At 51.9% G+C, this 26130-nt stretch carries 23 protein-coding genes; 3 read left to right on the top strand and 20 right to left on the bottom strand.

Annotated features, from left to right (window positions below):
• Positions 1 to 153: 153 nt before the first annotated feature.
• From alaS to gpt, 11 genes are all read right to left on the bottom strand, one after another.
• A complete protein-coding gene (gene alaS, locus AAZR23_RS13825) occupies positions 154 to 2781 on the bottom strand; it encodes an alanine--tRNA ligase (protein ID WP_434693227.1) in 2628 nt (875 codons plus the stop codon).
• A gap of 371 nt (positions 2782 to 3152) precedes the next feature.
• Complete coding sequence (gene recA, locus AAZR23_RS13820) at positions 3153 to 4223, bottom strand: recombinase RecA (RefSeq protein ID WP_004237869.1); 1071 nt, start codon at positions 4221 to 4223, stop codon at positions 3153 to 3155.
• An 88-nt stretch (positions 4224 to 4311) separates the two neighbouring features.
• Complete coding sequence (gene pncC, locus AAZR23_RS13815; protein WP_112550334.1) at positions 4312 to 4833, bottom strand: nicotinamide-nucleotide amidase; 522 nt, start codon at positions 4831 to 4833, stop codon at positions 4312 to 4314.
• 12 nt (positions 4834 to 4845) lie between these two features.
• Positions 4846 to 6042, bottom strand: a complete 1197-nt coding sequence (gene lplT, locus AAZR23_RS13810) for a lysophospholipid transporter LplT (RefSeq protein ID WP_046895209.1) — start codon at positions 6040 to 6042, stop codon at positions 4846 to 4848.
• Complete coding sequence (gene aas / locus AAZR23_RS13805; protein WP_218427618.1) at positions 6039 to 8192, bottom strand: bifunctional acyl-ACP--phospholipid O-acyltransferase/long-chain-fatty-acid--ACP ligase; 2154 nt, start codon at positions 8190 to 8192, stop codon at positions 6039 to 6041. The genes lplT and aas overlap by 4 nt, the downstream gene beginning before the upstream one ends.
• A gap of 153 nt (positions 8193 to 8345) precedes the next feature.
• On the bottom strand, positions 8346 to 8879 hold the full coding sequence (aroL, locus tag AAZR23_RS13800) for a shikimate kinase AroL (RefSeq protein ID WP_434693223.1): 534 nt from the start codon (positions 8877 to 8879) through the stop codon (positions 8346 to 8348).
• A 152-nt stretch (positions 8880 to 9031) separates the two neighbouring features.
• Positions 9032 to 10285 (bottom strand): glutamate-5-semialdehyde dehydrogenase, encoded by a 1254-nt coding sequence (gene proA / locus AAZR23_RS13795; RefSeq protein WP_052926448.1) that lies wholly within the window; start codon positions 10283 to 10285, stop codon positions 9032 to 9034.
• Positions 10286 to 10297: 12 nt separating this feature from the next.
• Positions 10298 to 11401 (bottom strand): glutamate 5-kinase, encoded by a 1104-nt coding sequence (gene proB, locus AAZR23_RS13790; protein WP_046895205.1) that lies wholly within the window; start codon positions 11399 to 11401, stop codon positions 10298 to 10300.
• 93 nt (positions 11402 to 11494) lie between these two features.
• Positions 11495 to 11896, bottom strand: coding sequence for a sigma factor-binding protein Crl (crl, locus tag AAZR23_RS13785; protein WP_080948057.1), 402 nt, complete (start codon positions 11894 to 11896; stop codon positions 11495 to 11497).
• 68 nt (positions 11897 to 11964) lie between these two features.
• A complete protein-coding gene (gene frsA, locus AAZR23_RS13780) occupies positions 11965 to 13212 on the bottom strand; it encodes an esterase FrsA (protein WP_434693218.1) in 1248 nt (415 codons plus the stop codon).
• A 9-nt stretch (positions 13213 to 13221) separates the two neighbouring features.
• Positions 13222 to 13680, bottom strand: coding sequence for a xanthine phosphoribosyltransferase (gpt, locus tag AAZR23_RS13775; RefSeq protein WP_024472638.1), 459 nt, complete (start codon positions 13678 to 13680; stop codon positions 13222 to 13224).
• Positions 13681 to 13948: 268 nt separating this feature from the next.
• On the opposite strand from gpt, the gene pepD reads away from it, so the two are divergent.
• Positions 13949 to 15409 carry a beta-Ala-His dipeptidase gene (pepD, locus tag AAZR23_RS13770; RefSeq protein ID WP_166707172.1) on the top strand — a complete coding sequence of 487 codons (1461 nt, stop codon included), beginning with the start codon at positions 13949 to 13951 and terminating at the stop codon, positions 15407 to 15409.
• Between the two features lie 54 nt (positions 15410 to 15463).
• Here the strand turns inward: pepD and dinB are convergent, their stop codons facing one another.
• Complete coding sequence (gene dinB / locus AAZR23_RS13765; protein ID WP_434693215.1) at positions 15464 to 16519, bottom strand: DNA polymerase IV; 1056 nt, start codon at positions 16517 to 16519, stop codon at positions 15464 to 15466.
• 215 nt (positions 16520 to 16734) lie between these two features.
• Between dinB and AAZR23_RS13760 the strand changes: the two genes are divergently transcribed.
• Together AAZR23_RS13760 and AAZR23_RS13755 are read left to right on the top strand one after the other, a co-directional pair.
• The gene (locus AAZR23_RS13760; RefSeq protein ID WP_218427614.1) at positions 16735 to 17586 is read left to right on the top strand and encodes a glycerophosphodiester phosphodiesterase family protein; all 852 of its coding nucleotides are present in this window, start codon (positions 16735 to 16737) and stop codon (positions 17584 to 17586) included.
• A gap of 385 nt (positions 17587 to 17971) precedes the next feature.
• Positions 17972 to 18694, top strand: coding sequence for a hypothetical protein (locus tag AAZR23_RS13755; protein WP_434693212.1), 723 nt, complete (start codon positions 17972 to 17974; stop codon positions 18692 to 18694).
• A gap of 92 nt (positions 18695 to 18786) precedes the next feature.
• Here AAZR23_RS13755 and nqrM read toward each other — a convergent pair whose 3' ends face one another.
• The 8 genes from nqrM to AAZR23_RS13715 form a co-directional block, all read right to left on the bottom strand.
• Positions 18787 to 19014 (bottom strand): (Na+)-NQR maturation NqrM, encoded by a 228-nt coding sequence (nqrM, locus tag AAZR23_RS13750; protein WP_024472643.1) that lies wholly within the window; start codon positions 19012 to 19014, stop codon positions 18787 to 18789.
• A gap of 18 nt (positions 19015 to 19032) precedes the next feature.
• Positions 19033 to 20070: an FAD:protein FMN transferase gene (locus AAZR23_RS13745; RefSeq protein ID WP_046895200.1), complete on the bottom strand. Its 1038-nt coding sequence runs from the start codon at positions 20068 to 20070 to the stop codon at positions 19033 to 19035.
• A 74-nt stretch (positions 20071 to 20144) separates the two neighbouring features.
• Positions 20145 to 21371 carry an NADH:ubiquinone reductase (Na(+)-transporting) subunit F gene (nqrF, locus tag AAZR23_RS13740; protein WP_054424757.1) on the bottom strand — a complete coding sequence of 409 codons (1227 nt, stop codon included), beginning with the start codon at positions 21369 to 21371 and terminating at the stop codon, positions 20145 to 20147.
• Positions 21372 to 21386: 15 nt separating this feature from the next.
• Complete coding sequence (gene nqrE, locus AAZR23_RS13735; RefSeq protein WP_046895198.1) at positions 21387 to 21983, bottom strand: NADH:ubiquinone reductase (Na(+)-transporting) subunit E; 597 nt, start codon at positions 21981 to 21983, stop codon at positions 21387 to 21389.
• Positions 21984 to 21986: 3 nt separating this feature from the next.
• Positions 21987 to 22616: an NADH:ubiquinone reductase (Na(+)-transporting) subunit D gene (locus AAZR23_RS13730; protein ID WP_046895197.1), complete on the bottom strand. Its 630-nt coding sequence runs from the start codon at positions 22614 to 22616 to the stop codon at positions 21987 to 21989.
• Positions 22609 to 23403, bottom strand: a complete 795-nt coding sequence (locus tag AAZR23_RS13725) for a Na(+)-translocating NADH-quinone reductase subunit C (RefSeq protein WP_166707168.1) — start codon at positions 23401 to 23403, stop codon at positions 22609 to 22611. Before AAZR23_RS13725 ends, AAZR23_RS13730 begins: the two co-directional genes overlap by 8 nt.
• Complete coding sequence (locus tag AAZR23_RS13720) at positions 23396 to 24634, bottom strand: NADH:ubiquinone reductase (Na(+)-transporting) subunit B (RefSeq protein ID WP_218427611.1); 1239 nt, start codon at positions 24632 to 24634, stop codon at positions 23396 to 23398. Before AAZR23_RS13720 ends, AAZR23_RS13725 begins: the two co-directional genes overlap by 8 nt.
• A gap of 2 nt (positions 24635 to 24636) precedes the next feature.
• Positions 24637 to 25980: a Na(+)-translocating NADH-quinone reductase subunit A gene (locus AAZR23_RS13715; RefSeq protein WP_046895194.1), complete on the bottom strand. Its 1344-nt coding sequence runs from the start codon at positions 25978 to 25980 to the stop codon at positions 24637 to 24639.
• Positions 25981 to 26130: the final 150 nt, after the last annotated feature.

Raw genomic sequence — 26130 nt, 5'->3', positions numbered from 1 at the left:
TATAGCAATGATTATTTGTAAACTATATGTAGTTTTATACACATTGCAATATTTAGTGTAGTTAAAAATTGCGACCTAACGTTAGTGATACAAAGACGTTATCACCAATATCAGGAGCACGCCGGAGCGCGCCCCTGTTCAGATATACTCCGATTACAGGTGAGATGCCACCCAGCTTTCAACGCTTGCCATCGCAGCAGGTAAAGCAGCGGTATCTGTCCCGCCGGCTTGAGCCATATCCGGACGACCGCCTCCTTTACCACCGATTTGTTCAGCAATAAAGGCAACCAGTTCGCCGGCTTTGACTTTGCCGGTCAGATCTTTTGTTACACCTGCAATGAGACTAACTTTATCATCACTGATAGTTGAAAGCACAATAATTCCAGAGCTTAATTGATTTTTTAGATCATCAACCATCGTCCGCAGCATTTTAGGTTCGGCGTTAGTCAGTTGTTTCACCAGAAGTTTAACACCGTTCACTGAAACGGCATCTTTGGTCATGGAGGAACTTTCCTGCGCAGCCTGCTGTTCTTTGAGTTGCTGTAACTCTTTTTCCAGACTGCGGATTTTATCCAGTGCGGCTTTTACTTTCTCGCTCACACCAGCTTCATCACTTTTCACCAGCTGTGCCACGGAAGTCAGTGCATCAGACTGCTGATTCACGCTTTCCAGTGCGCCGATACCGGTGACCGCTTCAATACGGCGGATACCGGCCGCTGTGGCGGATTCGCTGACAATACGGAACAGACCGATATCACCGGTGCGCGCAGCGTGAGTACCGCCGCACAGCTCGGTTGAGAAGTCGCCCATGCTCAGTACACGGACACGTTCATCGTATTTTTCACCAAACAGTGCCATCGCACCCTTGGCTTTCGCGTCTTCCAGATCCATCAGCTCAGTCACAACCGGCTCATTTTTACGGATTTCGGCGTTGACCAGTGCTTCCACTTCCCGGATTTGTGCCGGTGTCATGGCTTCAAAATGAGAGAAGTCAAAACGCAGATATTTATCATTTACCAGCGAGCCTTTCTGTGACACATGCTCACCCAGAACCTGACGCAGTGCGGCATGCATCAGGTGCGTTGCCGAGTGGTTCAGACGGATGGCGTTACGGCGCTCTTCATCAATTTTCGCCGTAATTTTGTGGTTCACAGTCAGTTTACCGCTCACCACACGACCGGCATGGCCGATCGCCTGGCCGTATTTCTGCGTATCCAGAACGCTGAACTGTGCATCGTTGCCGGACAGCACACCGGTATCACCGACCTGGCCGCCGGATTCCGCGTAAAATGCGGTTTTATCCAGGATCACCAGACCTTCATCACCGGCGTTCAGCTCTGTGACCGGCTGACCTTCTTTGTACAGCGCAACAATCGTTGCCGTCTGCTCATTGTGGTCATAACCGGAGAAATCACTGCGTTTGTCGACTTTGATAAGGCTGTTGTAGTCAGCACCGAAGCCGCTGTTTTCACGGGCACGGCGGCGCTGTTCTTCCATTGCCGCTTCAAAACCGGCTTCGTCCACTTTCAGGTTACGTTCGCGGCAGACGTCTGCGGTCAGATCCAGCGGGAAACCATAGGTGTCATAAAGACGGAATGCGGCTTCACCGCTCAGGGTATCCCCGGTCAGTGAGGCTAATTCATCATCCAGCAGTTGCAGACCACGTTCCAGCGTACGGGCAAACTGCTCTTCTTCTGACTTCAGTACTTTCTCAACCATCACACGCTGGCGGGCCAGCTCTTCACCGGCAGACTCCATCACGTCGATCAGCGGAGCAACCAGTTTATAGAAGAAGGTGTCTTTTGCGCCGAGCATGTAACCATGACGGACAGCACGACGGATGATACGGCGCAGCACGTAACCGCGGCCTTCATTGGACGGAATAACACCGTCGCAAATCAGGAAGGCACAAGAGCGGATATGGTCGGCGATCACCCGCAGTGATTTGCTGGTCAGGTCTTCAGCGCCGGTCACTTTCGCCACATCAGCGATCAGTTTACGGAACAGGTCGATGTCATAGTTGGAGTTGACGTGCTGGAGAACAGCTGTAATACGCTCCAGGCCCATACCGGTATCAACAGATGGCTTCGGCAGCGGCTCTAATGTACCGTCAGACTGACGGTTGAACTGCATAAAGACGATGTTCCAGATCTCGATATAACGGTCGCCGTCTTCTTCCGGTGATCCCGGAGGACCGCCCCAGATGTGGTCGCCGTGGTCAAAGAAAATTTCAGTACACGGACCGCACGGGCCGGTATCGCCCATCTGCCAGAAGTTGTCAGAGGCGTATTGGGCGCCTTTGTTATCACCGATGCGGATAATGCGTTCAGCCGGCACACCGACTTCATCTTTCCAGATGTTGTACGCTTCGTCATCGGTGGCATAGACGGTTACCCACAGCTTGTCTTTCGGCAGGTTAAACCATTCTTTGCCGGTCAGCAGTTCCCAGGCGAAATTAATGGCATCGTGTTTGAAGTAATCGCCGAAGCTGAAGTTACCCAGCATTTCAAAGAAGGTGTGGTGACGTGCAGTATAGCCGACGTTTTCCAGGTCGTTGTGCTTACCACCGGCGCGGACACAGCGCTGCGCTGTGGTGGCACGGGTGTAAGAACGTTTATCCAGGCCCAGGAAAACATCTTTGAATTGGTTCATCCCTGCATTAGTAAAAAGCAGCGTTGGGTCGTTGTTTGGAACCAGCGAACTGCTCTGGACAATCTGATGTCCTTTTGTATGGAAAAAGTCGAGAAACGCTTGACGGATCTCAGCGGTGCTTTTGCTCATATTTATCCCGAAATCAAGCTGAAATAATAAGATTTATGAAATGCGAAACAGACTGTGAAGCCGCTCCGATTCAACCTTCGGATCAATCAAGGCGGAGAGAAATTTAAGGGTTTCCCTTGAACATTAATTCCCAGATAAATCCATTCGCTGTACCCATTGTAAAGCGAATAAACTTTTTCTGAAAGTCTGTTCGCACAAACGACGCTCATCCGGCCGGGAGCGCAGTTTCTGTATCAGGAACACATAGCGGGAGACAAAGGCAGGCTGTTATACGCAGACAAAAAGAAAGCCGTACCCGACACGGATACAGCTTTCGAAATAACTCAATGATTTTATTACTGTAAATTCTTAAATTCGTGTAATTCTGTGAATTAAAACTCTTCGTTGCCTGCGTCTTCAGTTTCACTTTCTTCATTGAAACTTTCTGCTGCGGTACTGAATTCACCGGAATGGTTCAGTAATAACTCACGTAATTTTTTGTCCAGTTCATCGGCCATTTCCGGATGTTCTTTCAGGTAGATAGTAGCGTTTGCCTTACCCTGACCGATTTTTTCACCGTTGTAGCTGTACCATGCACCGGCTTTCTCAACCAGTTTATGTTTCACACCCAGGTCGATCAGTTCGCCCATGGTGTTGATACCTTCACCGTACATGATCTGGAACTCAGCCTGTTTGAACGGTGCAGCCACTTTGTTTTTCACTACTTTCACGCGGGTTTCGCTGCCGACCACTTCATCGCCGTTTTTCACTGCGCCGATACGGCGGATATCCAGACGAACAGACGCATAGAATTTCAGTGCGTTACCCCCGGTGGTAGTTTCCGGGTTACCGAACATCACACCAATCTTCATACGGATCTGGTTGATGAAGATCAGCAGGGTGTTAGAGTTTTTCAGGTTACCGGCCAGTTTACGCATTGCCTGGCTCATCATACGTGCTGCCAGACCCATGTGAGAATCACCGATTTCACCTTCGATTTCAGCTTTTGGTGTCAGTGCGGCCACGGAGTCAACAATGATGACATCAACCGCACCGGAGCGGGTTAAGGCATCACAGATTTCCAGTGCCTGCTCACCTGTGTCCGGCTGGGAGCACAGCAGGTTATCAATATCCACACCCAGTTTCTTGGCATAGACCGGATCCAGTGCGTGTTCCGCATCGATAAACGCACACACACGACCCTGACGCTGTGCAGCCGCGATGACCTGTAACGTCAGCGTGGTTTTACCGGAAGATTCAGGCCCGTAGATTTCAACAATACGACCCAGCGGCAGACCACCTGCACCCAGTGCAACGTCCAGTGCCAGAGAGCCGGTTGAGATGGTTTCCACGTCCATGGAACGGTCTTCGCCCAGACGCATGATTGAACCTTTACCGAACTGCTTCTCGATCTGACCTAAGGCTGCTGCCAGTGCTTTCTGTTTGTTCTCATCAATAGCCATGTAAACTCCCTTCTCAGCCCCTGAGACAGTGCCCCCGGGTTATTAAAATGGTTTCAACTGAATCTGTTGAAGTGATTATACTGTATAGTCATACAGTATCAAGCGATTTTTTTGTCAGAATTGCAATTAATCCGCCGAGCCCTTTCAGCACCGCCTGACAGCGTACCGCATTGCGATCGCCCGGAAAACACCAGCAGCGGGCAGCGGTTTTTATCTCTGCTTTTTCACGCCACGCCCAGCCGAACCAGACGGTTCCCACCGGCTTTTCATCGCTGCCGCCATCCGGCCCGGCAATGCCGCTGACCGAGACAGCCAGATCCGCACCTGCGGTATCCAGCGCCCCGGCGGCCATTTCCCGCACCACTGCCTCACTGACCGCACCAAAGACAGATAATGATTGTTCTGATACCCCGATCATACTGTGTTTGGCATCATTACTGTAGGTGACAAACCCGCGCTGAAAATACGCCGAACTGCCCGCGATATCCGTGATCACCTTGGCAATCCATCCGCCGGTGCAGGATTCTGCCGCTGTAACACTCAGGCCGGCCTCAAGGAGATAATGCCCCAGTTCTGTACTGCGCCGGGTCAGAGCCTGTTCATCATGCATCTGTCACTCCTGTTATGAAATCTGTTTTTTGCGGCGGATATCCCAGAGCCATAACCCGCCGATCGCGAGGGCAAACAGGCTGCCGAACGCCGCACCGATCACCACTACCGGCACACCGGCTTTGACCGCCAGGGAATACAGCCCCAGCATCAGCAGCATCGCGCCGTTTTCCCCCATATTCTGTACCGCAATGGCGTTACCCGCCCCGACCGTCTCTTTGCCGCGCTTTTGCAGCAGCGCATTGAGCGGCACCACAAACAGGCCGCCGAATACGCCGAGCAGAATCAGCGTGATATTGGCCGGTATCACCGAAGTCTGAAAGGTGAATATAATCACCATCACGCCGATCAGAATCCCGGCCGGCATACAACGGCGTACCGTTTCCAGGGTAATAAAGCGGGCCGCCAGACCGGCTCCGGCCACAATTCCGACAGCCACCATCGCATTAAGGAGTGTCGGCATGGTCTGACCGGTGATCCCCAGTGCCGCCGGTACCCACAATACCAGCATCAGCCGCAGTGTCACCCCCGCTCCCCAGAACAGACTGGTACCGGTCAGGGAAAAACGGCTTTCCTGATTTTTCCACAACGATACCGTGGCACGGAAAAAAGTGCTCATCATCGTGCGCGGGTTACGGCTCAGCCCGGTTTTTGCCGGGGGCAGGCGCGGAATACTGAGATTGGTCAGCGCCGCCAGTCCGTACATCACCGTGCATAAAATCAGCGCCATCATAATATGGTAATCAGACAGGAAACCGCCGGTTACTGATCCCAGCAGGATCGCCACAATGGTCGAGGCTTCAATCAGCCCGTTGGCTTTTACCAGCTGTTCACCGGTCGTCAGTTCACCGAGTATCCCGTATTTTGCCGGGGAATACGCGGCAGCACCCACCCCTATCAGCCCGTATCCCAGGAACGGGTCTGCGCCGAGGCAGATCACCACCGCACCGATCAGCTTACAGCCGTTCGACAGCAGCATAACCCGCCCTTTCGGGAAGCTGTCAGCAATCTGTCCGACAAACGGCGCCAGTACAATAAAGGTCAGCACAAACACCATTTGCAGCATCGGCTGGCTCCACTCCGGATAGTGCCGGGCGCTGAGCTGAGCAAGGATAGCAAACAGAATCGCGTTATCCGCAAACGCAGTAATAAACTGCGAAATCAGTACCGCTTTCATGCCTTTGTTCAGTAACGGGGCAGATGCTGTCATATCTGCGGCTCCTGTAATGCCTGCTGCTTCAGTGTGACGAAGTCCGGTTTACCGCTGCCGAGTACCGGCAGTTGTCTGATATAACGGATATCACGCGGGACAGCCAGTTCCGGCAATCCTTTTGCTTTTGCCTGTGCCATCAGTTGTGCACGATCCAGTTCGCTGTCTGTGGTAAACATCACCAGCGCTTCGCCGCGTTTTGCATCCGGTTTTGTCACCACCGCATGCAGTTTATCCGGCGAGACACTCAGTGCCAGTTGTTCAACGCTCTCCAGTGAGATCATTTCACCGGCCAGTTTGGCAAACCGCTTCACCCGCCCGCGGATGGTAATGAATCCGTCTTTATCCACCGTGACGATATCGCCGGTGTCATACCAGCCGGGCTGCGCCTCACCCTGCGCGTTTTCCGCTGACGGCGGCTCAGTATGCCCCGGTTTTTCCACCCGCAGATACCCTTTCATGACATTCGGGCCGCGAACCTGCAACAGTCCGCCATTATCAATCCCGGCGACCGGCAGAAGACGTGATTCCATTCCCGGTACCAGCCGTCCGACCGTGCCGGTGCGGGCCGCCATCGGCACGTTGATGGAAATAACCGGTGCACACTCTGTCACCCCGTAGCCTTCCAGGATGCGCAGGCCAAATTTATCCTGCCAGGCCTGTTTGGTGCCTTCCGCCAGTTTTTCTGCCCCGGCCACCGCATAGCGGACACGGGCAAAATCATACGGATGCGCAAAGCGGGCATAGTTGGCGAGGAAGGTGGAAGTACCGAAAATCACTGTACAGTTCTGATCATAGGTCAGTTCCGGCACCATGCGGTAATGCAGCGGGCTCGGATAGAGGAAGATACGGCTGCCGCACAACAGCGGCGTAAACAGTCCGGCGGTCAGACCGAAAGCGTGAAACAGCGGCAGTGCTGACATAAACCGGTCTTTCGGCGTGAAATCCGCAACAGTTTTAATCTGTTCCACGTTAGCCAGCAGAGAGTCGTGGCTGTGTACCACGCCTTTTGGTGTGCCTTCCGAACCGGAGGTAAAGAGAATAATGGCATCATCTTCCGGTTTCTGCGGCAGCAGTGCCGCCTGCGGCGTAATCAGATGGCGCATCACCCACAGTTTATCTTTCAGGGTAACGGATGCTTTTGCCTCTTCCAGATAAACCCAGTTGGCTTCTGTCAGTTGTTCCGGCAGATGTGTCAGTTTGCCCTTTTCCAGAAACTGACGTGAGGTGATGATGGTAGTGATACCGGCCGCTTTCATGGCATTACGCAACCCGGCGACACCCGCCGTGTAGTTGAGCAGCGCCGGAATACGGCGGCGCATGGAGGCACCGAGGATCGCCGCGGCCATCACCGTGGCATTCGGCAGCAGGAAACCGGTACGTTCCCCCTCTTTGGTATAGTGGCTGATAATGCAGCTCAGTCCGAGGGATTTTTTCAGCAGCCCCTGATAACTGTCCTCGCTGAAATTAATATCATCAATGATCCGCTGAAAACGCCCGTAGCGTTTTACCGCGCCGAGAAACGCCTGCGGCAGCGTCAGTGACGGGCGGCATGCCATGCGCGCGTTCATCATGATATCGCGCAGATGTTCCCCTGCCAGACGGCGGCGCTCTGCGGCACGGGGAGCTTCCGGCATCGGGATCACTTCCGGTGGCAGAACATGAATGGTGATGGCCGGGAAAACGTGACTTTTGATCACTTTGCGCATCCGGCTGAAAAACGTCAGTTCCGCACCGTCAATGCGCACCGGGATGACTTTTGCCCCTGTTTTGGCGGCAATAAAAGCAGCACCGTCATAGATTTTCATCAGGGAATCCGTGATAGTCACCCGCCCTTCCGGGAAGATCACTATCTGACGCCCTTTTTCCACTTCACGGATCAAATGCCGCAGTGCCAGCGGATTGCGCGGATCCACAGGGATAATATCAGCGATAGGTTTTAAACAGCGGATAAAAAATGGTGTGGCGTAGTTAGTGTACATCGCGAACACCGGCCGGGTCGGCAGGAATAATCCCAGCAGAACACCATCAATAAAAGAGGCATGGTTCGGGGTGATAACACTTCGCGGTTGATTAAGATTACTCAGGTCACCGGTAACACGAATGCGGAATAATCCGCGGAGCAGTGCACGTAACACATTCATCAACATACTGAATTCCCTGTGTATTTATTATTCCGCCAATCGGTTTGGCGGGCAGACGCATCAATAATAACACAGCGGATTGATTAACCAACTGACAGAACAGTACGGCATTATCTTTATTCGATTCGTGTCACTGTTCACAATAAAACAGCCGCAGAATTATACAGCGGCGTGAAGGCAGGTACAGATATGACTGATAAGTTCCGGTACAGGGCAGGTGGCATCCACCACAATATCCGCGCATTCCAGGTACAGCGGTTCGCGTTTGCTCAGGACTTCCGCCATCTCCTCCACAATGCATTTTCCGGTCAGACTCGGGCGCTGATGCGCCTGCGGAGTGTGTGACAGGCGTTCCGCCAGTGTTTCGGCACTGGCCCGCAGATATACCACTTTGCCGGCGGATTGCATAAATGCACGGTTTTCCGGCGCCATGACAATACCGCCGCCGGTTGACACCAGATGCAGCGGTTTGCTGACCTGACGCAGCACATCACTTTCCAGTTCACGGAAACGGCGCCAGCCCGATTGTTCCACCAGCTGAGAGATAGACATCCTGCACTGCTCTGTCACGCAGGCATCAGTGTCAATAAAATCGTACAATAATGCCTGAGCCAGCGGTTTACCCAGTGTGGTTTTACCTGCTCCGCGAGCGCCGATAAGATAAATAACCGGTTTTTCATCCTGATGATTCATACTATCCGCTTCCCCGCAGGTGTTCAAAATATTTTACATAGGTGTAAATTAAGAGAGCCTATCATAGCGTACTCAGATAAAAAGCAAAAGTGCGATCCGCAGAACGGTTGTCATCTGACAAAAAAACGCCCTGCGGATGTCTGATGATCAGGTTATGAACGGATAGTGTGGTCGCCGGTACCAATCCATTTATACGTGGTCAGCGCCGTCAGCCCCATCGGGCCGCGGGCGTGCAGTTTCTGTGTGCTGACAGCGACTTCCGCCCCCAGTCCGAACTGACCGCCATCGGTGAAACGGGTACTGGCGTTAACATACACGGCTGATGAATCAATATTTAATACGAAATAATCAGCCTGAGACATAGATTGCGTCAGAATCGATTCTGAGTGCTGTGTGCCGTAATGACGGATATGCTCAATCGCACCGTCAATATCAGGCACAATCACCACATTCAGGTCGAGAGATAACCATTCATCTGACAACTGCGCATCAGTCACCGCTTCTGCTTTTGCCGGACCGTTTTTCAGCAATGCCAGCGCCGCCGGATCGGCATGCAGGGTGACATTGTCCGCAGCCATTTTGTCACTCAGCAGCGGCAGAAATTCCGCCGCGACTTTTTCATGTACCAGCAGTGTTTCCACCGCATTACAGACACCCGGACGCTGCACTTTCGCATTCGTGATGACCGGCAGTGCTTTATGCAGATCGGCGGTCTCATCAACATAAATATGGCACACACCGATACCGCCGGTGATCACCGGAATAGTGGACTGCTCGCGGCATAAGCGGTGCAGAGCGGCACCGCCGCGCGGGATAAGAATATCCACATAGCGATCCATCTTCAGTAATTCATTGACCAGTGCGCGATCCGGATTATCAATGGCCTGAATCGCAGCCTGCGGCAGCCCGCATTCACTGAGCGCCTGCTGGATCACACTGACAACCGCCACATTCGTATTATGTGTTTCTTTGCCGCCGCGCAGGATCACCGCATTTCCGGTTTTCAGACACAGTGAAGCAACATCCACTGTGACATTCGGACGCGCTTCATAAATCACACCGACCACGCCCAGCGGGACACGGCGGCGCTCAAGACGCAATCCGCTGTCCAGCACACCGCCGTCGATCACTTCCCCGACCGGATCTGCCAGCTGACATACTTTACGCACATCAGCAGCAATGCTTTCCAGACGCGCCTGAGTCAGCAGCAGACGATCAAGCATCGCCTCAGATGTCCCCTGCTCACGGGCTTTGGCAATATCGAGTTCATTGGCAGCAAGGATCGGGGCGCTGTTTTGCTCCAGCAGATCGGCAATACGGGCCAGTGCCCGGTTCTTTTGTTTTCCGGAGAGCTGAGCCAGTACCCGGGAGGCGGCTTTGGCCGCTTTACCTGTTTGTTCTAACATATGCTGATATCCTTAACTGACAATCATATCGTCGCGGTGGACAGCCACTGCGCCGTATTCATAACCTAAAACCGTGCTGATTTCCTGTGACTGCCGTCCGGCAATCAGGCGCAGCGCATCGCTGTTATAACGGCAGACACCGTGTGCCAGATCCCGGCCGTTCAGAGCCCGGATGCGGACAACCTCACCGCGTGAGAAATTACCGTTCACGGTTCTGATACCGCTCGGCAGCAGAGAACTGCCCTTATCTTTCAGCGCTTTCTCCGCGCCGTCATCCACAATGATTTCGCCGGCAGGCGGTGCCCCGAAGATCCACTGCTTACGCGCTTCCATCGGCGCTTTTTTCCCGAAGAACCGGGTGCCGACCGGAATATCATCGATGACATCACAAATCACCCCGGCGCGATCACCGGCAGCAATAATGACATCAATTCCCGCACGCCCTGCGACCGTCGCAGCCTGAAGCTTGGTCGCCATTCCGCCGGTGCCCAGCCCGGATACGCTGTCGCCTGCGACACTGCGCAGCTCATCACTGATATCGTGCACTTCGGCAATCAGAGTGGCATCCGGGTTGCTGCGCGGATCCGCGGTATACAGCCCCTCAATATCCGTCAGCAGCAGGAGTTTATCCGCCCCGCCGAGAATAGCGGCCAGCGCGGAGAGGTTATCGTTATCCCCGACTTTGATTTCCGCTGTGGCAACCGCATCATTCTCATTAATGACCGGCACGATACCGTTATCCAGCAGCGCGGTCAGTGTGTCACGGGCATTCAGGAAACGCTCGCGGTCTTCCATATCCGCGCGGGTCAGCAGCATCTGGCCGATATGAATACCGTAAATAGAAAACAGTCGTTCCCACAACTGGATCAGGCGGCTCTGTCCGACCGCAGCCAGCAGCTGTTTGGACGCAATGGTGGCGGGGAGTTCAGGGTAACCGAGGTGCTCACGTCCGGCAGCAATCGCCCCGGAGGTCACAATAATAATACGATGCCCTTTTTCATACTGCTGCGCACACTGCCGGACCAGTTCAACGATCCGCGCCTGATTTAAATGTCGTGATCCGCCGGTCAGCACACTTGTGCCCAGTTTGACAACCAGCGTTTGGCTGCTATTCATTGCGTTCTACCATTATTTTGCGAGATAAGAAAAGATGACCTGTTTTAACAGGTGATGCGCGCCATGCCAACAGGCACAACGCAAAACCGGACATTAATCCGGCTGCTTTCCGGGGGGCGGTGATTCCGGTGACGGCGTCAGAGACAGATCCAGTTCCTGAAGAACGGCCTGTAAACGGGGATAAAAATCAGTCAGCGTTTTTCTGACTGCATCGCAGGTTTCTTTATCAGACACTGTTTTTTTCTGCCAGAGCCCGTTTTTATCAAATACCCCGGTATGGTATTCAGAGACGAACCCGGTTTCCTGCGGGATCAGTGACAGCCACCAGCCATAAAACTCACGTTTTTCCGGTGCGGCTGATGCATTCACACACACCGCCAGACAATCAAAAAAATAATGCCCTTCCTGACACTGCGGCTCACGGATATACGGACCCAATGCGGTAAAACATCGCAGCAACCTGCCGCGCGTGTAATCTGAAACCAGCGCCATCATCAAGCCTCCTTTCAGTGGAGGCTTAGTTGTAGCAAACAGACAGGAATTATCAATGGTTTTTATGCTGTTCAGGATAAAATTCTGGTGAGCCAGCGGGTCGCTTCATCCAGCGATTTATGAAAGGTGTCAAAAACCGGCGTCTGACCAAATTCCAGCAGTTTACCGTCAGCACTTGAGCGGGTAATCAGTTCCGATTCACTTTTCGGGCTGAACACATCCTCTTTCCAGCACATACTCAGTACCGGCAATGAACAGCGGCGGCCGAGCAGTCCCTGATTTTTCAGTGACAGGCAACTGAGCCGGGAGCGGACGGTATCAGGGTCGGTACAGCGCGCTGCCGCACGGCTGGCCAGCACATCCATATACATGGCAGGAACCTGATCCTGCCGCTGCGGACTAACAAAGAGATCATGCACCACCGGCCCGAACAACACAGCGCCCCGCAACTGATGTGCGGATAAATACGCCATACGCATCGCCACATTGGCACCGAAACGCAGCCCCATCACGGCCACGCGGGTGTGATCGACCCACGGCACATTGCGCAGCTGATCCAGCACCTGCTGATGCATCAGGCTGCTTTCCTGGCCTAATACCTGTTTGACGGAGTAACCGACAGACGGCATATCCAGTGTCAGCAGGGCAATTCCCTGCGGTGCCAGATAATCACGGAAGTAGCGGCAATAATCACTTTGCAGATTATCCAGACTGCCGCACATCATCACGACCGGAAAAGCACCGGTTTTTCCCGGCGGGAGGTGCAGAAAAGCGCAGACATTGCCGCCGCTCTCCATTTTGAATTCAATTTTTTTCAGTTCATACGCAGCAAACCGGGCGGAATTTTCATACGCCTGATTTGCCAGAACCGTAGCCTGATCCGCCAGCTCATCCCCTTTCAGATGAGGATATCCCGCAATACTGTACAGATTTGCGGCAATCAGCCAGGCTTCACAGGCTTTGTCGCCGGATTCAAATTCCAGCGCTTTACGCTGCCACAACATCGCCTGCTGAGACCATTCATAAGCCCAGTTGCCGCGGCGGTAACCGATTACCGTATCCAGCAGTGTATCATCACTGCGGGGGGCATCGGATGCTGCGATACGGCTGAGAACCTCTTCGGTTTCCAGCGGCGGTATCCCCCGCCAGGCCCACATTAAGCGGTTAATCATGCGATACCAGCCCGGATGCGTACATCCGCTCAGGACGCTGCCCTTGACTTGTTTCATACCGGAACGGGTAAAATTCACCAGCACGGATGTCTCAGGGTGTTTGATTTTCGGCTTAAACAGTTTCTCTGACAGGTTCTGTTGTGTCATGGCATTCGCTTACTGATCGCAGATTGGTTTAACAAAACTGACGGTCATATCCCACGGCTGCTCGATCCAGGTATCCTGCGGGATATCAACCACATAATCGTCAACCAGCGGACGTCCGGCCGGTTTGGCAAAAATAGTGACGAAATGCGCTTTCGGATACATATCGCGGATCATCTGGGCAGTACCGCCGGTATCCACCAGATCATCAACGATGATAAATCCTTCACCGTCACCGTCGGCTTTTTTCAGGACTTTCATGTCGCGCTGATGGTCATGATCATAGCTGGAAATGCAGACAGTATCCACATGACGGATACCCAGTTCACGAGCGAGTAAAGCTCCCGGCACCAGACCACCGCGGCTTACGGCAATAATGCCTTTCCATTGTTCGGTTGGCATTAAACGCTGTGCCAGTTTACGGGCGTGCATTTGCAACATATCCCACGTTACGACGTATTTTTCGCTCATATCAGATTGATCCCGGCTTGATGATTTACAGAAAAGAGTCTTTTTTGCGGAAAAAAGGTTGCGCGAGATTATAGTGACTTGAGCCGCCAAAGACCAGAGTATCTGACAAATTCATCATAATTCCCTGTTATGACACACGCACTTTGTGTAAGAATTTGCTATTCTCCGGACATCGGATATTCGCGACCGCTCATTTTAAACAGCGTCACCGGCCGCCTTCAGGTATCCTCCCCCTTATAATGAAAAATGCAGTAACAGGAGATCGAACGTGTCTGAACTATCACAATTATTTCCGCAGCCGCTGTGGGACATTTTTGCCAAAATCTGCTCTATTCCTCACCCGTCCTACCACGAAGAGCAACTGGCCGCACATATCATTGAATGGGCAAAAGAAAAGGAATTCCACGTTGAGCGCGACAGCGTCGGTAATATCCTGATCCGCAAACCGGCCAGCAAAGGCCTGGAAAACCGTAAAGCGGTCGTTCTGCAGGCTCACCTGGATATGGTGCCGCAGAAAAACAATGATACAGCACACGATTTCGAAAAAGATCCGATTCAGCCGTATATCGACGGCGACTGGGTTACCGCGAAAGGCACCACATTAGGTGCGGATAACGGTATCGGTATGGCATCTGCGCTGGCGGTGCTGGCTGATGATTCCGTCAAACATGGTCCGCTGGAAGTTCTGCTGACCATGACCGAAGAAGCCGGGATGGACGGCGCATTCGGTCTTCAGCCGGACTGGTTGCAGGCTGATATTCTGATCAACACCGATTCCGAAGAGGAAGGTGAGATTTATATGGGTTGTGCGGGCGGTATTGACGTCACCACCACCCTGGCACTGAGCCGTGAAGCCGTTCCGGCCGGTTACAGCATCTTTACCCTGACCCTGAAAGGTCTCAAAGGCGGCCACTCCGGCGGCGATATTCACCTGGGTCTCGGCAATGCCAACAAATTACTGGCCCGTTTCCTGGCCGGTCACGCCGCAGAACTCGGCGCGCGTCTGGTTGATTTTCAGGGCGGTACACTGCGCAACGCGATTCCGCGTGAAGGCCACATCACCCTGGCAGTACCGGCAGATAAAGCCGCACAGCTGAAATCACTGGCACAGACCTTTGAAGCTCTGCTCAGAGAAGAACTGGCACAGAAAGAGAAAAACCTGGTGGTCACCCTTGAAGCCGCAATTGCCGCTCAGGGTGTGCTGACCGCTGATGTGCAGTCCCGTTTTATCAATATGCTCAACGTAATGCCGAACGGCGTGATCCGCATGAGTGACGTGGTACCGGGCGTGGTCGAAACCTCACTGAACGTGGGTGTGGTGAAAATGAGTGAAGAGCGTGTGCAGGTTATCTGCCTGGTGCGTTCCCTGATTGAATCCGGCAAATCCTCTGTGGTCAGTATGCTGACCTCTCTGGCGGCACTGTCCGGTGCGGATATTGTTGCCGAAGGCGGTTATCCTGGCTGGCAGCCGGATGCTGACTCCCCGGTTATGCATCTGGTCAGCGAAACCTATCAGCAGCTGTTTGATAAAACGCCGAACATCATGGTGATCCACGCCGGTCTTGAGTGCGGTTTATTCAAAAAACCGTATCCGGACATGGACATGGTTTCCATCGGGCCGACCATCACCGGTGCTCACTCTCCGGATGAGCAGGTGCATATCAAGAGTGTCGGACAGTACTGGCAGTTACTGACCGCTATCTTAAAAGCGATCCCTGAAAAAGCATAACAGCATCATTCAGTTCAGCGGCGGAACATCTGTTCCGCCGTTTTTATATGTGCTTCAGAATCCCAGCAGCAACTGCCGCTCCAGCTGCGGGTCCAGCAGTGTCACATGCAGCCCCACCAGCCTGACACCCCGCCCTTCCCGGCGGCTTTTCCAGGCCAGTTCCGCCGTCTTCAGTAAATCCGCTTTATCCAGCACCGGATGAACATGTTCCTGTGTGGTTTGCTGGAAATCCGCAAACTTGAGTTTGATTCCCTGCCGGGCAATCCGCAGATCCGATGACACCTTTGTCAGACGGCGCTCCAGCTCCGGAAACAGCGCATCAATAATGGTCTGACACTCATCCCACGACACAATATCTTCCGCCAGTGTCCGCTCAACACCGACCGATTTCCGTTCCCTGTCCGGACAAACCGGACGCTCATCTGTGCCGTGACTGCGCTCCCAGATGATCCGGCCGAACTTTCCGAACTGCTTCAGCAATGTTATCTGATCATAATGCTGCACATCCCGGCACGTTTCCAGCCCGAGATCAGTCAGCCGTTTTGCGGTCACTTTTCCCACACCGGGAATTTTACGCAGCGGCAGAGACAGGACAAAATCCGTCACCTGCTCCGGTGTGATAATGTACTGCCCGTTTGGTTTATTCAGATCAGAGGCGATTTTGGCGAGAAACTTGACCGGTGCCACCCCGGCAGATGCCGTCAGTCCCAGCTCAGTAAAAATAGTCCGGCGGATCTCTTCTGCCATCAGCGTGGCGGAGCCCCGGCACTGCGGACTGTCCGTCACATCAAGATAGGCTTCATCGAGAGACAGCGGCTCAATCAGTGAGGTATAACGGGCAAAAATAGCATGCAGATGGCGGGAGGTGGTTTTATATAACTCCATCCGCCCCGGGATCACTTTCAGGTGCGGGCATAACAGCAATGCTTTTGCCGTCGACATCGCACTGTGCACCCCGAAACGCCGTGCCGGATAATTGGCGGTTGCAATCACACCGCGCCGGTCGGCACTGCCGCCGATAGCCAGAGGGATATCGCGCAGACGGGGATCGTCACGCATTTCAATCGCCGCATAAAAACAATCCATATCAATATGAATAATTTTACGCATCCGCCTCTCCCGCTCACCAATATTACTGTTTAAATATACAGTTAAACTTAATTCAATTCAAATCGATTAATCCACTCATTATTCACTGCATTAATCAGCAGGCTGAAATTTGCAAGTTTGTGCTTTTTTTCTGTGATTACATCCGGTTGTCATGTTGCTTTGGTAAAACAGCCGCGTGACACACACCCGAGCACTTTCTTTCTGACGGACGGATTATGAAAAAAATACTTTCTGCCCTTTTTCTGAGTTGTATTGTTATGACAACCCACGCAGCACCGCAAATTATTGCTCACCGCGCCGCCACTGCGGATGCGCCTGAAAACACCCTGTACGCCATCGATAAAGCACTGGGCAACAAAGCGGATGCTGTCTGGATCACGCTTCAGTTATCAAAAGACAACCAGGTGGTGTTATACCGCCCGTCTGATCTGAAATCCCTGACCGATAAAACCGGCCCGGTTTCCGGTTACACGGCCGCAGAGCTGGCAAAAATTGATGCAGCCCGTGACTATAATCAAAAAAATAACACCCATATCAACGCCGCGATTCCGTCACTGGACACGGTACTGAGCCGCTATCCGGAGACTTTTTTCTATCTCGATATCAAATCCCCGGATGCAGTACCTGCCATCTTTGCACAGCAACTGGATACCGTACTGACCCGTCATCAGGCGAAAAACCGGGTTCGTGTCTATTCGACCAGTCAGGATTATCTGGCCGCACTGCCGCAATCAATCCCGGTATTTGAAAGCCGTGATACCACCCGTAATGCACTGGCCGGCAGCCTGATTACTCACACCTGTGACCTGACGGATAACCCTCAGCCACGCTGGTATGGCTTCGAGCTGCATCGAAAAGTTGATGTGGTTGAAACCTTTACACTGGGCGAAGCCCGCTCTCCCGCTGTACTGACATGGGATAAAACAGCCATGGACTGCTTCCGTAAAAATAATAAAAACCGGGTTGTACTGTTCGGTATTAAAACACCGGCAGACTTACAGCTGGCAACAGAGTTAGGAGCAGATGGTGTGATGGTCGATTCATTACTCAATATGAAAATAAAATAATTAATTTTCGTATTATTACTTATCTATACTGAGGTACTGAAAAATAAGAGTGGCATTTAATAAATTATAAATATCACTCTTATTTAATACGTTACGTCCCTTCCCGCAACTGCCCCTGTCACTCCCGTATAATATTTTATAATCTCAGCAACTCTAATTAATTATAGTAATTTATTTATCAGGCCAACTTTGTTATAACTATAAGAAACATCCGGGAGGTCATACGGTGATAAGTAACCTATTTATTGATTTCAATTCACCCCAAAAATCCCCTCTTGTTTTTATGGGATTATTTTTGCTGTTATTCAGTCTTTATTCTTACGCAGATTGCCGGCTGTATTCAGATGAAACACGCAGCAGTAACTTTATTATTCTGGGTGCCGGTATGATCAACGGCCCGGTAAAATCCGTCATCACAACAACCCGTACCCCGGACAGTAAGAACGATAATATTATTATCAACGGGCGATATAACCTGACCCCCTGTGGTGAACTGAGTGATTTTTCGCTGGAAGTGACTGAACGTTATCCCGGTCTGCAAAACCGGATGTATTCCGAAGGTCAGAAAACGGAACAGGGCTATACTTTATTATTTACGTCGCAATTGCTCAACAGCGGCAAAGCGCCGGTAACCCTTATTAAAGCCCGCAGCCATCTTTTTTATAACAATCAAAAGCAAATCATCCGTGCCGAATCAGATTCCAACAGCGGCGGAAACACACCAAAATTCCGGATGGATACAGATTTTTTTTATGAAGACGGTTTAATCGCACATGCCGTGTTAAAAGGCGGCGCCTCAGATACCGTTGGTGAAATCCGTTACGACTGGCGCAGTGACCGGCAAATAAATTCGATAACGTCACAGGGGAATGGCCTGCCTCCGATGAACTATGAATTTGCGTATAATGATAACGGTCAGGTTATCCGGCAGACACAAACACAGCACACACCGCTGGGCCGGGTAAAAGCAATCTATATTTGTCAGCAGACAGACAGCTACGGGAACTGCGAAAAAGCACTCTGGCAGAGCATGACTGAAGGGAATAACACGAATAATATTATTGTGATAAATACCGCAATTGTGACATCGCGTTACCATTATTACTGATCCGCTATTACTGACCTGCGGTTTAATGAACAACAATAAACAAAGGCGCCTTTGAGATTGCTGACAAAGGCGCCTTTTTATATTATTTAATACTATACAATCCGGTTTTTATTCAGTTTCTCTTCACGGGCAGCTTCACGCGCCATCCGCTTTTTCCGGGCATCACACGGTTCGGGACAGTCACAGACTTTCTCAACACCAATGCTGCTCAGCCCGCCGCAGCTTCCCTGAATGCTCTTGCGCTTAATAATATAGCCAAGAGACATCCCCAGAAATGCGACCAGAAACAGGATAAAGGTTGCGATAAATACTTTTATCATCATATCAGCCACCCTCTTTTATTTTTGCTGCAAATAGGGCTTAAATGCCTCACTGTAGCGTTCCTCAAATCCCTTCTCTGTTTTGACAATCATAAAGACAGGGATATTTTGTGCATTCGCTACTTCAAGACCGCGCTCCGGCCCGAGCACATTCAGCCCGGTAGAAAAACCATCCGCACTCATGCAGTTATCCGCAATTACTGTAATCGATACCAGATTATGGTTAATCGGACGTGCCGTTTTCGGATCAATGGTGTGTGAGTAGCGGACATTATTTTCTTCAAAATAATTCCGGTAATCTCCGGATGTTGCCACTGATGCATTACCCGGTTCAATGATTTCCTGTGCGGACTGACTCAATCCTTCTGATGAAGGTTTTTCAATCGCAATGCGCCACGGCTTACCTTTGCCGTTAATGCCCTGAGTCCGGACTTCACCGCCCACATCCACCATATAATTGCGGATATTCTGTGATTCCAGATATTCGGCCACCGCATCCACCCCGTAGCCTTTCGCTATGGAGGACAGATCCACATACAGTTCCGGTACGGTCTTAATCAGATTATTGTCTTCCACCTTCAGTTTATCAATCCCGGTCCACTGACGGCGGGCTTCGATATCCTGCTCAGTCGGCACATGAGTCACGCGTCCTTCCGGGCCAAATCCCCACAGATTGACCAGCGGGCCGACAGTGACATCCAGTGCGCCGTCTGTCAGCTGATTAATACGGATAGCCTCACGAACCACCTTTGCGGTTGCGGCAGAAACCGGGAACGGTGTATTTACGTCGCGGCTCTGATTAAAGCGGCTGAGTTCAGAATCCGGCCGGTAGGTGGACATCTGATCATTGACCTCTTCCAGCACCACATCAATACCTTTCTGAACGGATTCCGGAGACGGATTTTTCGGATCAGCCACATATTTTACCGCGTAATAGGTGCCCATCGTTTTACCGTTCAGGGTTACCTGCTGTGTTTCCGGTGTTTTATCACCACACGCACTCAGTAACAATGCCATCAGTGCCAGCGGCAGAAAGGCCCGTTTTATTTTTACCATACACAATCCAGTCTGATTTCAGATCATCTGCGCCCACAGGAGTGGGCGCAGTTTCGTTATGACAGGGGCGGAAATCAGCCGCCGAAGTCATCCAGCATAATGTTTTCGTCTTCCACACCCAGATCTTTGAGCATCTTGATCACGGCGGCGTTCATCATCGGCGGCCCGCACATGTAGAACTCACAATCTTCCGGTGCCGGATGGTTTTTCAGGTAATGCTCATAGAGAACATTATGAATAAACCCGGTGTATCCGTCCCAGTTATCTTCCGGCAGGGCATCAGACAGCGCCACGTTCCAGGTGAAGTTTTCATTCTCAGCCTGAAGCTGGTCAAAATCTTCTTCATAGAACATTTCACGTTTTGAACGCGCACCATACCAGAAAGACATCTTACGTTTGGAGTGCAGACGCTTAAGCTGATCGAAGATATGCGAACGCATCGGCGCCATCCCCGCACCACCGCCGATAAAGATCATTTCCGCGTCAGTTTCTTTCGCGAAGAATTCCCCGAACGGCCCGGAAATCGTCACTTTATCACCCGGTTTCAATGACCAGATGTAAGAGGACATAATGCCCGGAGGTGCATCCGGCACACGCGGAGGCGGTGTGGCGATACGCACGTTCAGCAAAATAATCCCGTGCTCTTCCGGATAGTTTGCCATGGAGTATGCGCGGACGGTCGGTTCTTTCACTTCAGACACATAGCGGAATAAATTAAACTTATCCCAGTCTTCCCGGTACTCCTGCGGTACATCAAATTCATCATAACGCACCACATGCGGCGGACATTCAATCTGAATAAAGCCACCGGCACGGAACGGTACAACTTCACCATCAGGAATTTTCAGTTTCAGCTCTTTAATGAATGTTGCTTTGTTATCATTGGAGATAACTTCGCACTCCCATTTTTTCACCCCGAAGATCTCTTCCGGCAGCTCAATTTTCAGATCCTGCTTCACATTCACCTGGCACGCCAGACGGCAGCCTTCACGCGCTTCGCGCTTGTTAATGTGCGACATCTCTGTCGGCAGAATATCACCGCCGCCTTCTTTGATCTTCACGCGACACTGGCCGCAGGTTCCGCCGCCGCCACAGGCAGAAGAGACAAAAATCCCCTGACCGGACAGCACATTCAGTAATTTATCACCGGCAGGTGCGCTGAAGCTTTTTTCCGCATCGCCGTTGACGTCAATCTTAACGTCCCCTGTGTTCACCAGTTTTGATTTTGCGAACAAAATCAACGCGGTCAGCGCCAGAACAATCAGGGTAAACATTGCCACGCCTAAAATAACGATATCCATAATTGCGTTTCACCCTTATAACTGTACGCCGGAGAAGGACATAAAGCCCAGAGCCATCAGTCCGGTAGTCACGAATGTGATCCCCAGCCCTTTCAGGCCGGACGGGACGTCAGAGTATTTCATCTTCTCGCGGATAGCGGCCATCAGCACAATCGCCAGCAGCCAGCCGATACCGGAAGCAAAACCGTAAACCACAGATTCCGTAAAGTTGTAGTCGCGCTGCGCCATAAAGGACACACCACCAAAAATCGCACAGTTTACAGTGATTAACGGCAGGAAGATGCCCAGCGCGTTATACAGTGCAGGGAAGTAGCGATCCAGAATCATCTCCAGAATCTGTACCAGTGCCGCAATGACCCCGATAAAGGTAATGAAGTTCAGGAAGCTTAAATCCACACCGTCCATCAGTGCGCCGTCGCGCAGCAGCAGGTTATAAACCAGGTTGTTGGCCGGAACCGAAATCCCCAGCACCACGGTAACTGCCACCCCGAGCCCGAACGCCGTTTTAACATTTTTGGACACCGCCAGGAAAGTACACATCCCGAGGAAGAAAGCCAGCGCCATGTTTTCAATGAATACAGCCCGCACAAAGAGACTGATATAATGTTCCATATCTTAATCCTTCTCAACTTGTGACGGTTTCAGGGTACGAATACCCCAGATGAGCATCCCGATGATGAAGAATGCGCTCGGAGCCAGCAGGAACAGACCGTTCGGCAGATACCAGCCGCCGTTCTGTACCGTTTCCAGCATAGTCACACCAAAAAGTTTACCGGAGCCGATCAGTTCGCGGAAGAAACCCACCAGCAGCAGGATCACGCCGTAACCTAATCCGTTACCGATACCATCCATAAAGCTTTCCAGCGGCGGTGCTTTCATCGCATACGCTTCCGCTCGTCCCATTACAATACAGTTGGTAATGATCAGGCCGACGAACACGGAAAGCTGTTTGGAGATGCCGTAGGCGTAAGCCCGCAGAATCTGGTCAACAAGAATAACCAGCGAGGCGATAATCGCCATCTGAACAATAATCCGCACACTGCCCGGAATGAAATTACGGATCATTGAGATAAACATACTGGAGAATGCTGTTACCAGGGTGACCGCGATGGTCATAACCAGTGCGGTTTCCAGTTTGGTGGTTACCGCCAGCGCCGAACACACACCCAGAACCTGGAGGGCAATCGGGTTGTTATCTAATAACGGTCCGAGAAGAACGCGTTTAATTTCTTTACTATCAGCCATGATTCAACGCTCCTTCGCGTACTGTTTTCAGGAACGGGCCAAAACCGTTGTCGCCCAGCCAGAAATCAAACATATGCTGGATGCCGTTTGAGGTCAGTGTCGCACCGGATAAACCATCAATGCCGTACGGGCTGTCAGTTGAGCCGCTGCGGACAATTTTAATGGCCGGCATACCTTCTTCATTAAACAGCTTTTTACCAATCCACTGTTTACGCCATTGCGGGTTATCCACTTCACCACCCAGTCCCGGCGTTTCACCGTGCTGGTAATAAGTGATCCCCTCAGAGGTAATACCGTCCACGTCAATCGCGATAAAGGCATACATCACCGACCACAGACCGGAGCCGTAAACCGGCAGAACAATCTTGCTGGTTTCACCCTGCTCATTCTGTACCAGATAGATTTCCGCGCTGTTAGCACGGCGGCGGATTTTCGCCAGATCTTCTTCCGGTGACAAGGCAATACTGGTCTCATCGCTGCGCAGTTCATCGTTGAGATCGTATTTGGCAGTACTGTCAGTCATCTGACCGGTTTTTAAATCCACCATTTTTGCTCTGATGAATTTTTTATAGACTGCGTCGATTTCATTCGCCGGCATGGATGGCGTGAGTAACCCGGCCACATCCAGAATGTTACGCTGCTTATCCAGCATAATCTGTGTCTGCTGCGTGGATTTCAGCCCCACCGCAGAACCGGCCACGACTATCGAACACACAAGGCAAAGGACGAAGACTACGATAAACGTTCTTGCGACACTGTCCTTGTTTTTCGTTTTTTCATTAGCCACGTGCTTTTCTCCGTTTAATGTTTGCCTGAACCACCAGATAATCAAATAACGGGGCGAATAAGTTGGCGAACAGGATAGCCAGCATCATCCCTTCCGGATATGCCGGGTTTGCCACACGGATCAGGACACACATAACCCCGATCAGTATCCCGTAAGCCCATTTACCTTTATCGGTAAACGAGGCTGAAACCGGGTCCGTCGCCATGAAAATCATACCGAAGGCAAAACCGCCAAGAACCAGATGCCAGTACCACGGCATAGCAAACAGCGGGTTGGTGTCAGAGCCAATCATATTAAAGACGGCTGACATCGCGATCATCCCGATCATCACACCGGCCACAATACGCAGAGAAGCGATACGGGCAAACAGAATGACGGCACCACCGATCAGAATCATCAGTGTGGATACTTCACCAATCGAGCCCGGCACGTTACCGATAAAAGCATCCATCCATGAAATCGGCTGATTGGTCATGGTGTTGACCAGCTGATGCTCACCACCGACAGCCCACTGTGACAGCGGCGTTGCGCCGGAGAAGCCGTCAGCGGCAGTCCAGACCGTGTCACCGGAAATCTGAGCCGGATAGGCAAAGAACAGGAACGCACGACCGGCCAGCGCCGGGTTCAGGAAGTTACGTCCTGTCCCGCCGAAGATTTCCTTCGCGACCACCACACCAAAGGTGACAGCCAGCGCAGCCTGCCATAACGGCAGTGTCGGCGGAACAATCAGTGCCAGCAGAATGGAGGTAATAAAGAAGCCTTCGTTGATTTCATGCCCGCGAATCATCGCAAACAGGACTTCCCAGAAGCCGCCCACGATAAAAATGACTGCGTAGATCGGCAGGAAATAAACGGCACCGAACAGCATTTTGCTGACCCAGCCCGCATCCTGAGTAAAGGACACGCCGATGAGTTCTGCCAGACGATAATGCCAGTCACCGGCAATCACCTGCTGAAGCTCGGCACCGCTGTACATATCCAGCAGCACCGGCATTGCCTGGTTACCGACGTTATACATCCCCCAGAACATTGCCGGGAAAACGGATAACCAGACCAGGATCATCAGACGCTTAAGGTCGATGGAATCACGGACATGTGAACGCCCGCGGGTAACTGTCCCCGGGGTATAGAAGATGGTGGCCGCTGCTTCATACAGTGCATACCATCTCTGTAATTTACCGCCCGGTTCAAAATGCGGCTCAATTTTTTCCAGAAATTTTTTCAGACCCATGATTATCCTTCCTGCTCAATCCTGGTCAGTACGTCACGCAGCACCGGGCCGTACTCATATTTACTCTGACAGACATAGGTACACAGCCCCAGATCTTCCTCATCCAGCTCCAGCGCACCCAGCGCCTGTGCGCTGTCAGTATCGCCCGCCAGCAGATCGCGCAGGAAATGTGTCGCCATAATGTCGAGCGGCATGACACGTTCATAACTGCCGATTGGCACCATGGAACGTTCGCCGCCATTCATTGATGTAGTAAATGAGAACAGTTTCTTCTTAAAGAAGTGACCCAGAGTGGTGCGGGTAACGGTGTATTTGTCAGTCCCCGGCATGATCCAGCCGAACAGCTCTTTTTCACGGCCTTCTTCCAGAACGGATACCTGATTGGTAAAGCGTCCCAGATAGTGATGCACTTCATCACTGGCCACGCCCCACAGGACAGAACCGGAAATGATGCGGTTTTCACCGGCTTTCAGCTGCCCTTCGGTCAGTTCATACAGATCCGCACCAAGACGGGTTCTCAGCAGACGCGGGTTTTCCACCTGCGGGCCGCCGAGTGCCACAATACGGTCGGTGTACAGAAAACCGGTCGTAAACAGTTTACCGATAGCGATAACATCCTGGTAATTCAGAGACCAGACTGTTTTCGTTGCGCTGACCGGCTCCAGGAAATGGATATGCGTACCGGCAAGACCTGCCGGATGCGGGCCGCTGAACTGTGTATAACTGACACGATTGTTATCGGTAACTTTTACGAAGTCAGCTGTACCGTGGCAGACATGAACCTTCCCTTCCGTCAGACAGCTCAGTACCTGTAAACCGTCATCAAACGCGATTTGTTCCTGACGGATAATCACCACCGGGTCGGCCGCCAGCGGATTGGTATCCATCGCGGTGACAAAAATGGCGGCAGGCACAGAGCCCGGTGCGGGGGTACGGCTGAACGGACGGGTCCGCAGCGCGGTCCACAATCCGGAGGCCACCAGGTTTTTCTCTGCCTGTTCACGGGTCAGTGACGGCAGATCCCGGCGGTCATAACTGTCAAATGTGAATTGCTCGTCTCCCTGTATTTCAATCACCACCGATTGTAATACACGACGTTCGCCACGATTGATGGCTTTTACCTGTCCGCAGGCGGGGCTGGTAAAAATCACACCGGGGTTCTTTTTATCTTCAAAAAGAGCCTGTCCTTTCTTCACTGATTCACCTTCCTGAACCAGCATAGACGGACGCATCCCGATGTATTCTTCACCCAGCAGCGCTACGTGGCGGACTGAGGGGCCATCTTCTGTGACTTGAGCAGGTGATCCTGCGATCGGCAGGTCGAGTCCTTTTTTAATTTTAATCATAAAATTTGCACAAGTTTTCGTTAAACCCACGTCATTACTGCCGCAGCAGCGTATGACAACTCAACAATAAAAACACTCCGGGCCGCTGTTGTCGCCCCGGGCTGTTTTCTCCGATGTATGTCACGATTTTGCTTAAACCAGATCCGCATT

It is taken from the genome of Morganella sp. Je.2.23, from assembly GCF_051129855.1.
Lineage (GTDB): Bacteria > Pseudomonadota > Gammaproteobacteria > Enterobacterales > Enterobacteriaceae > Morganella > Morganella sibonii.
This window is presented reverse-complemented; position numbering and strand designations above follow the sequence as displayed.

What these genes read in the sequence shown, in the direction of transcription:
- alaS (WP_434693227.1), bottom strand. Translation starts at nt 2,781, where the DNA reads ATGAGCAAAAGCACCGCTGAGATCCGTCAAGCGTTTCTCGACTTTTTC.
- recA (WP_004237869.1), bottom strand. Translation starts at nt 4,223, where the DNA reads ATGGCTATTGATGAGAACAAACAGAAAGCACTGGCAGCAGCCTTAGGT.
- pncC (WP_112550334.1), bottom strand. Translation starts at nt 4,833, where the DNA reads ATGCATGATGAACAGGCTCTGACCCGGCGCAGTACAGAACTGGGGCAT.
- lplT (WP_046895209.1), bottom strand. Translation starts at nt 6,042, where the DNA reads ATGACAGCATCTGCCCCGTTACTGAACAAAGGCATGAAAGCGGTACTG.
- aas (WP_218427618.1), bottom strand. Translation starts at nt 8,192, where the DNA reads ATGTTGATGAATGTGTTACGTGCACTGCTCCGCGGATTATTCCGCATT.
- aroL (WP_434693223.1), bottom strand. Translation starts at nt 8,879, where the DNA reads ATGAATCATCAGGATGAAAAACCGGTTATTTATCTTATCGGCGCTCGC.
- proA (WP_052926448.1), bottom strand. Translation starts at nt 10,285, where the DNA reads ATGTTAGAACAAACAGGTAAAGCGGCCAAAGCCGCCTCCCGGGTACTG.
- proB (WP_046895205.1), bottom strand. Translation starts at nt 11,401, where the DNA reads ATGAATAGCAGCCAAACGCTGGTTGTCAAACTGGGCACAAGTGTGCTG.
- crl (WP_080948057.1), bottom strand. Translation starts at nt 11,896, where the DNA reads ATGATGGCGCTGGTTTCAGATTACACGCGCGGCAGGTTGCTGCGATGT.
- frsA (WP_434693218.1), bottom strand. Translation starts at nt 13,212, where the DNA reads ATGACACAACAGAACCTGTCAGAGAAACTGTTTAAGCCGAAAATCAAA.
- gpt (WP_024472638.1), bottom strand. Translation starts at nt 13,680, where the DNA reads ATGAGCGAAAAATACGTCGTAACGTGGGATATGTTGCAAATGCACGCC.
- dinB (WP_434693215.1), bottom strand. Translation starts at nt 16,519, where the DNA reads ATGCGTAAAATTATTCATATTGATATGGATTGTTTTTATGCGGCGATT.
- AAZR23_RS13760 (WP_218427614.1), top strand. Translation starts at nt 16,735, where the DNA reads ATGAAAAAAATACTTTCTGCCCTTTTTCTGAGTTGTATTGTTATGACA.
- AAZR23_RS13755 (WP_434693212.1), top strand. Translation starts at nt 17,972, where the DNA reads ATGATCAACGGCCCGGTAAAATCCGTCATCACAACAACCCGTACCCCG.
- nqrM (WP_024472643.1), bottom strand. Translation starts at nt 19,014, where the DNA reads ATGATAAAAGTATTTATCGCAACCTTTATCCTGTTTCTGGTCGCATTT.
- AAZR23_RS13745 (WP_046895200.1), bottom strand. Translation starts at nt 20,070, where the DNA reads ATGGTAAAAATAAAACGGGCCTTTCTGCCGCTGGCACTGATGGCATTG.
- nqrF (WP_054424757.1), bottom strand. Translation starts at nt 21,371, where the DNA reads ATGGATATCGTTATTTTAGGCGTGGCAATGTTTACCCTGATTGTTCTG.
- nqrE (WP_046895198.1), bottom strand. Translation starts at nt 21,983, where the DNA reads ATGGAACATTATATCAGTCTCTTTGTGCGGGCTGTATTCATTGAAAAC.
- AAZR23_RS13730 (WP_046895197.1), bottom strand. Translation starts at nt 22,616, where the DNA reads ATGGCTGATAGTAAAGAAATTAAACGCGTTCTTCTCGGACCGTTATTA.
- AAZR23_RS13720 (WP_218427611.1), bottom strand. Translation starts at nt 24,634, where the DNA reads ATGGGTCTGAAAAAATTTCTGGAAAAAATTGAGCCGCATTTTGAACCG.
- AAZR23_RS13715 (WP_046895194.1), bottom strand. Translation starts at nt 25,980, where the DNA reads ATGATTAAAATTAAAAAAGGACTCGACCTGCCGATCGCAGGATCACCT.